This is a genomic window from Mycolicibacterium vaccae NBRC 14118 = CIP 105934 (assembly GCF_001552715.1).
Classification (GTDB): domain Bacteria; phylum Actinomycetota; class Actinomycetes; order Mycobacteriales; family Mycobacteriaceae; genus Mycobacterium; species Mycobacterium vaccae.
The window spans coordinates 23,339-29,635 of record NZ_BCRS01000071.1 but is presented as its reverse complement, the minus strand read 5'-3'; the positions used below and the strand labels follow the sequence as shown (position 1 = coordinate 29,635).

The following is a 6,297-nucleotide window of genomic DNA, read 5'->3' as shown; positions in this document are numbered from 1 at the left end:
GGCCGCCTCCCCCGCACGACCGCCGACCACGAGGCCTTCGAGAAGACTGTTGGAGGCCAGGCGGTTGGCGCCGTGCATTCCGGTTCGGGCCACCTCTCCTGCCGCGAAGAGGCCGACGACGTCGGTGCGCCCGTGTGCGTCGGTCACCACACCACCGCAGCTGTAGTGCGCGCCGGGAACCACCGGGATCGGCGTCCGGGTGGGATCGATGCCCGCCCGTAGGCAGGCCGCGTTGACGGTCGGGAAGCGGGCCGCGAAATCGCGGACCGCCCGTGCGTCGAGGTAGACACACTCATCCCCGGTCGCGGACAACCGCGCCTCGATCGCTGCGGCCACCACGTCACGCGGCGCCAGATCCCCCATCGGGTGCACTCCGGATGTCACGGAAGCTCCTTGTGCATCAACAATTCTCGCTCCCTCGCCACGCAGGGCCTCGGTGATCAGCGGACGGCGACCGACACCACGGCCGGTGTGCAGCATCGTCGGATGGAACTGGATGAACTCGAGGTCGGCGACCGGCAGCCCGGCCCACATCGCCAGGGCGACGCCGTCGCCGGTCGAGCCGACCGGGTTGGTGGTGGCCGAGTACAGGTGACCGAGACCGCCGGTCGCGAGGATCACCGACGGCGCGTAGACCGCACCGGGTCCATCCGCGCTCAGGACCGACACCCCGGCCACCGCGCCGCGGTCGTACAGCAGATCCAGTGCGACGTGGCCCCGCCGGATGTCGAGGACCGCCGCGGCACGGTCGAGCGCGCGCTGCACCTCCGCGCCGGTGGCATCCCCGCCGGAGTGGACGATGCGGCGCCTGGTGTGCCCGCCTTCCCGGGTCAGCGCCCACCGTCCCGGCGCGGATTCGTCGAAACAGGCTCCGAGACCCGCCAGTTCGGAGACGGCGCGGTAGCCGTCGGCCACGATCGAGCGCACCGCGTCCGGGTCGCACAGCCCGGCACCTGCGGCCAGCGTGTCGGCGACGTGGGCGTCGACCGAATCGTCGGTGTCCGGCAAGGCCACCGCGATGCCGCCCTGGGCGTAGCCCGTCGCGGTCTCACCGGACTTGCTCAGCAGCACCACCTTGCGGCCACGGCGGTGTGCCGCCAACGCCGCGGCGAGTCCGGCGACCCCGGTACCGACGACGACCACGTCGGCGCGGCGGCGCCACATCCCGGCTCCGCCGCATGCCGGTGTCATTCCCCGCCGCCGGGCTGCCCGATTTCGATCATCCGCTGCACACTCAGCCGGCCGGCCGCCGCCACCTCGGGGTCCACGTGGACCTCGTCGGCGCCCTCGACCAGGCAGCGCAGCATGGCAGCCGGGGTGATCATCTTCATGTACCGGCACGACGCCCGGTCGTTGACCGCCCGGAAGTCGACTTCCGGTGCGGCGCGGCGCAACTGGTGCAGCATCCCGACCTCGGTGGCCACCAGTACCTGTCGCGCGCCGGTGTGGCGCGCGGCGTCGAGCATGCCGCCGGTGGACAGGATCTTGACCCGGTCCTCGGGGAACGCGCCCTCGCCGGCGAGGTACAGCGCCGAAGTGGCGCAACCGCATTCGGGGTGGACGTACAGTTCCGCGTCGGGATGAGCTCGGGCCTGGTCGGCGAGTTCCTCGCCGTTGATGCCGGCGTGCACATGGCATTCGCCGGCCCACACGTGCAGATTCGTGCGGCCGGTGATCCGCCGGACGTGCGCCCCGAGGAACTGGTCGGGGCAGAACAGCACCTCGCGGTCCTCGGGAATCGAGGCGACCACCTCGACGGCGTTCGACGAGGTGCAGCAGATGTCGGTCTCGGCCTTCACCGCGGCGGTGGTGTTGACGTAGGAGACCACCACGGCCCCGGGATGCTCGGCCTTCCAGGCGCGCAGTTCGTCGGCGGTGATCGAGTCGGCCAGCGAGCAGCCGGCCCGCTGATCGGGGATCAGCACCGTCTTCTGCGGCGACAGGATCTTGGCCGTCTCGGCCATGAAGTGCACACCGGCGAACACGATGGTGTCCTCGGGGACCTCGGCGGCGATCCGCGACAGCGCCAACGAATCCCCGACATGGTCGGCGACGTCCTGGATGGCCGGCAGCTGATAGTTGTGCGCGAGCAGCGTCGCGCCCCGCAGGTCGAGCAGGCGGCGGACCTCGGCCGCCCACGCGTCGTCCCCGTCGACTCCCGAGAAGCCGTCCGGGCCGTCCACGATCCGGGCCGTCAGTTCTGCGTCGAACATCCCAGCGAGCACCGTCATCGCTGACTCCTTCACGTTATCGAGGTTTTCGACTTACAATCGAAAACATGGCACATACTAACACCGAGCACGAAGTGTTGGCTGTGGTGTTCCAGGTGCGCCAGGGTGCGCCACCGGTGCCCACCGGTAAACCCGCACTTCACGTGCTGCTCTGGCAGCGGGCACTCGATCCCGAGAAGGGTCGGTGGGCGCTGCCCGGTGGCCGGCTGGGACCCGATGAGGACATGACCAGCTCCGTCCGCCGCCAACTCGCCGAGAAGGTGGACCTGCGCGAGCTGGCTCACCTCGAGCAGCTGGCCGTGTTCTCCGACCCACACCGCGTCCCCGGTTCACGCACCATCGCGTCGACGTTCCTGGGCCTGGTGCCCTCCCCCGCGACGCCGGAACTGCCCCCGGACACCCGCTGGCACCCGGTCAGCGCCCTGCCCACGATGGCCTTCGACCACGGCCCGATGGTCGAGCACGCCCACAACCGCCTGGTCGCCAAACTGTCCTACACGAACATCGGATTCGGCTTGGCGCCTGCGGAATTCGCGCTGTCGACGTTGCGCGACATCTACAGCGCCGCACTCGGGCACCCCGTCGACGCGACCAACCTGCAGCGGGTGCTGGAGCGCCGCCAGGTGATCACCCGCACCGGAACCGTGGCGCGTTCGGGCCGCAGCGGCGGACGTCCGGCCGCGCTCTACCGGTTCACCGACTCGCACTACCGCGTCACCGACGAGTTCGCCGCGCTGCGTCCCCCCGGGTGAGTCGGCTAGCTTCTTAAAGCATTCTTAAGTAACAATGCCTAGATGGACTTGGGCAACGTGGCGCGGTCGACCGGCGCCGAATGGATCGGTCAGCCGCCCCACGAACCACTCCAGCCCAAGTCACGGCCAGTCGTGCCGGCCGAAGATCCGTTCTACCAGCCGCCCGCGGGGTTCGAGCACGCCCGCCCCGGCACCGTGCTGCGTTCGCGCGATGTGGAGCTGGCCTTCCTCGGGGTGATTCCGCAGCAATTCCACGCCACACAACTGCTCTACCGCAGCACCGACCTGCATGGCGAGGCTCAGGCCGCGGCGACCACCGTGGTGGTGCCGGCCGAGCGCGCCCCGGGCAGGCCCGTACCCATCGTGTCCTACCAGTGCGCGATCGACGCGGTGGCCGGGCGGTGCTTCCCGTCCTACGCGTTGCGACGCGGCGCCAAAGCCGTCGGCGCCGTCGCTCAGTTCGAGTTCCTACTGATCGCCGCGGCGCTGGCCGAGGGCTGGGCGGTGTCGGTGCCCGACCACGAGGGCACCGCCGGCATGTGGGGTGCGCCCTTCGAACCCGGCTACCACGTCCTCGACGGCGTGCGCGCCGCGCTCAGCCACGAGGCGCTGGGACTCGCCCAGGACGCCCCGGTCGGCCTGTGGGGGTACTCCGGCGGCGGCCTGGCCTCGGCGTGGGCCGCTGAGGTGCAGCACACCTACGCCCCCGACCTCAACGTCGTCGGCGCGGTCCTGGGTTCGCCGGTCGGCGATCTCGGCCACGCGTTCCGTCGCCTCAACGGCAGCATCTACTCGGGGCTGCCGGCCATGGTGGTCGCCGCGCTCACCCACATCTATCCCGACCTCCACCGCATCATCCAGGCGCACGCGACCGAGGACGGCAAGGCGATGCTCGCCCGCATCGAGAAGATGACCACCGCGCACGCGATGCTCCGTCTCGTCGGCCGGGACATGGCCGACATGGTCGACCGCCCGCTGGAGGAGATCCTGCAGACCCCCGAGGTGCAGCACGTCTTCGACAGCATCAAGCTCGGCACCGCCGCGCCGCAGGTGCCGGTGCTCATCGTCCAGGCCGTGCACGACCGGATCATCTCCGTCGACGACATCGACGAGCTCACCGAGACCTACACCAACGGCGGCGCCAGCGTCACCTATCACCGCGACATGTTCAGCGAACACCTTCTGCTGCACCCGATGTCGGCGCCGATGACGCTGCGCTGGCTGCGCGACCGGTTCGCCGGGCGGCCGCTGCGCACCCACATCAGCCGCACCAAGTGGCCGACGCTGCTGAACCCGTCCACCTACCGGGGCATGCTCACCCTGGGCAAGATCACGGCGAAGGTGATGTTGGGACGACGGGTGGAACGCCAGCCCCTGTCACGGTTCGACCAGTAGGCACGTCGGGGTATTCCACCGGCGGCCAGGCGCCGAGGTCGTCGCGAGGGGTCGCCACGGCCGCCAGCAGGTACACCAGCGCGGCGACCGCTGCCGGATAGAGCAGCGACAACGCGATCTGCAGCGGCGAGTGGCCGAAGAACACCGAGGGCGCCTCGACGATGTAGTGCACCCGCTGCTGTTCGGACACCGGCGCCCCGGCGATGTCGATGCCCCCGTAGCGCAGGTGCGCGACCAGCACGCCGACGCCGGACGCGGTCGCGGCAGCCGCCACCGAACCGAGCGTCAGCGCGCCGACCATGCCCGGTCCGCGGTACGCCCGCCACTGCCACACCAGCACCGCGCCCACCACGGCGAGCACCGACAGCATGCCGATCATCAGGGCGGCCGAGGTGAACCAGTGGTCGGCCTCGGCGCCCAGATAGGCCTTGATGCGGTCGCCGCCGCGCGTCAGCGCGATCACCCCGTGAATCGGCGGTGCCAACCACGCCCACAACGCGCCGATCAGCACCCCCGCCGCCGCGAGGCCGGCCACGACGGTCGCCAGCGCCCTGGTCCGGGAGACCGTGGGCGCGGCGGTGTCCGCGGCGTCCGAGGTGGCCGCCATGGCGGCAGTATGGCCGCTCATCGGTACAGGTCCAGGTCGGTGGAGTCCACCAGCCCGTGCCGGGAGCATTTCGCCCACCAGCCGTCGGGGCGGACCTGCACGATCATCCGGCGGCCGCAGGCGGCGCAGAACCGCGGGGGTTCCAGACCGAGTTGGGCCGCGGTGGGCACGGCGCTGCCCGCCTGCGCGCCGGTATAGACGTTGTAGACGCCCGCACCGACCGGTGCTGGCAGCTCTGTGCTGTCGGTGACCATCACCTGATCGGTTCTACAGGGTCGCGTTGAGCGCCTTGATCGGCATCTGCAGATCGTCGAGTAACTGCAGGTCAGCCTCGGCCGGGCGGCCCAGGGTGGTCAGGTAGTTGCCGACGATGACGGCGTTGATGCCGCCGAGGATGCCCTTTTTGGCCCCGAGATCGCCGAGGGTGATCTCCCGGCCGCCGGCGAACCGCAGCATGGTGCGCGGCAGCGCGAGCCGGAACGCGGCGACGGCCTTGAGCGCCTCGGAAGCCGGAAGCACCTCGAGATCCCCGAACGGGGTGCCCGGACGCGGGTTGAGAAAGTTCAGCGGCACCTCGTGCGGGTCCAGCTCGGCGAGGTTCGCGGCGAACTCGGCGCGCTGCTCCAGCGTCTCCCCCATGCCGAGAATGCCGCCGCAGCACACCTCCATGCCGGCCTCGCGGACCATCTGCAGGGTGCCCCAGCGCTCCTCCCACGAGTGCGTGGTGACCACGTTGGTGAAGAACGACCGCGCGGTCTCCAGATTGTGGTTGTAGCGGTGCACGCCCATCTCCGAGAGCCGCTCGACCTGCTCCTGGGTGAGCATGCCCAGCGAGCACGCGATCTGGATGTCGACCTCGTTGCGGATCGCCTCGATTCCGGCGGCGACCTGCGCGAGCAACCGCTCGTCGGGTCCGCGGACGGCGGCGACGATGCAGAACTCGGTGGCGCCGGTCTTGGCGGTCTGCTTGGCCGCCTCCACCAGGCTCGGGATGTCCAGCCAGGCGCTGCGCACCGGGGACGCGAAAAGCCCTGACTGCGAACAGAAGTGGCAGTCCTCCGGGCAACCGCCGGTCTTGAGGCTGATGATGCCCTCGACCTCGACGTCGGGACCGCACCAGGCCATCCGCACCTCGTGGGCCAGTGCCAGCAGGTCGTCGAGGCGGTCATCCGGCAGCTGTAGCACCTGCAGGGTCTGGGCCTGGTCGAGACCTTCGCCCCGCCCGAGTACCTGTTCACGTGCCACTGCCAGAATGTCGCTCACCAGATCGTCTCCTCTTGACTGGTAATCACCGGCGCCGGTGACTGGTAAT

General features: G+C 70.2%; 7 protein-coding genes. 2 read left to right on the top strand and 5 right to left on the bottom strand.

Features of this window, described 5'->3' with window-relative positions; all coding sequences use genetic code 11:
- On the bottom strand, positions 1-1,164 hold a 1,164-nt coding region (locus MVA01S_RS15220), incomplete at its 3' end, for an L-aspartate oxidase (RefSeq protein ID WP_435405978.1).
- 23 nt (positions 1,165-1,187) lie between these two features.
- Entirely contained in the window at positions 1,188-2,231 is a 1,044-nt protein-coding gene (gene nadA, locus MVA01S_RS15215) for a quinolinate synthase NadA (protein WP_003932014.1), read from the bottom strand.
- Between the two features lie 47 nt (positions 2,232-2,278).
- Between nadA and MVA01S_RS15210 the strand changes: the two genes are divergently transcribed.
- Both MVA01S_RS15210 and MVA01S_RS15205 read left to right on the top strand, forming a co-directional pair.
- A complete protein-coding gene (locus MVA01S_RS15210; RefSeq protein ID WP_003932013.1) occupies positions 2,279-2,983 on the top strand; it encodes an NUDIX hydrolase in 705 nt (234 codons plus the stop codon).
- 42 nt (positions 2,984-3,025) lie between these two features.
- A complete protein-coding gene (locus MVA01S_RS15205; protein WP_003932012.1) occupies positions 3,026-4,378 on the top strand; it encodes a lipase family protein in 1,353 nt (450 codons plus the stop codon).
- On the opposite strand, the gene MVA01S_RS15200 is transcribed toward MVA01S_RS15205, so the two are convergent.
- The 3 genes from MVA01S_RS15200 to bioB are packed head-to-tail and all read right to left on the bottom strand — an operon-like array spanning position 4,314 to position 6,248.
- The gene (locus tag MVA01S_RS15200; protein ID WP_040542148.1) at positions 4,314-4,985 is read right to left on the bottom strand and encodes a DUF2567 domain-containing protein; all 672 of its coding nucleotides are present in this window, start codon (positions 4,983-4,985) and stop codon (positions 4,314-4,316) included. The two genes, MVA01S_RS15205 and MVA01S_RS15200, sit on opposite strands and share 65 nt — an antisense overlap.
- A gap of 17 nt (positions 4,986-5,002) precedes the next feature.
- Positions 5,003-5,239 carry a biotin synthase auxiliary protein BsaP gene (bsaP, locus tag MVA01S_RS15195; protein ID WP_040542238.1) on the bottom strand — a complete coding sequence of 79 codons (237 nt, stop codon included), beginning with the start codon at positions 5,237-5,239 and terminating at the stop codon, positions 5,003-5,005.
- Positions 5,240-5,252: 13 nt separating this feature from the next.
- Positions 5,253-6,248, bottom strand: a complete 996-nt coding sequence (bioB, locus tag MVA01S_RS15190; RefSeq protein ID WP_003932009.1) for a biotin synthase BioB — start codon at positions 6,246-6,248, stop codon at positions 5,253-5,255.
- Positions 6,249-6,297 lie beyond the last annotated feature (49 nt).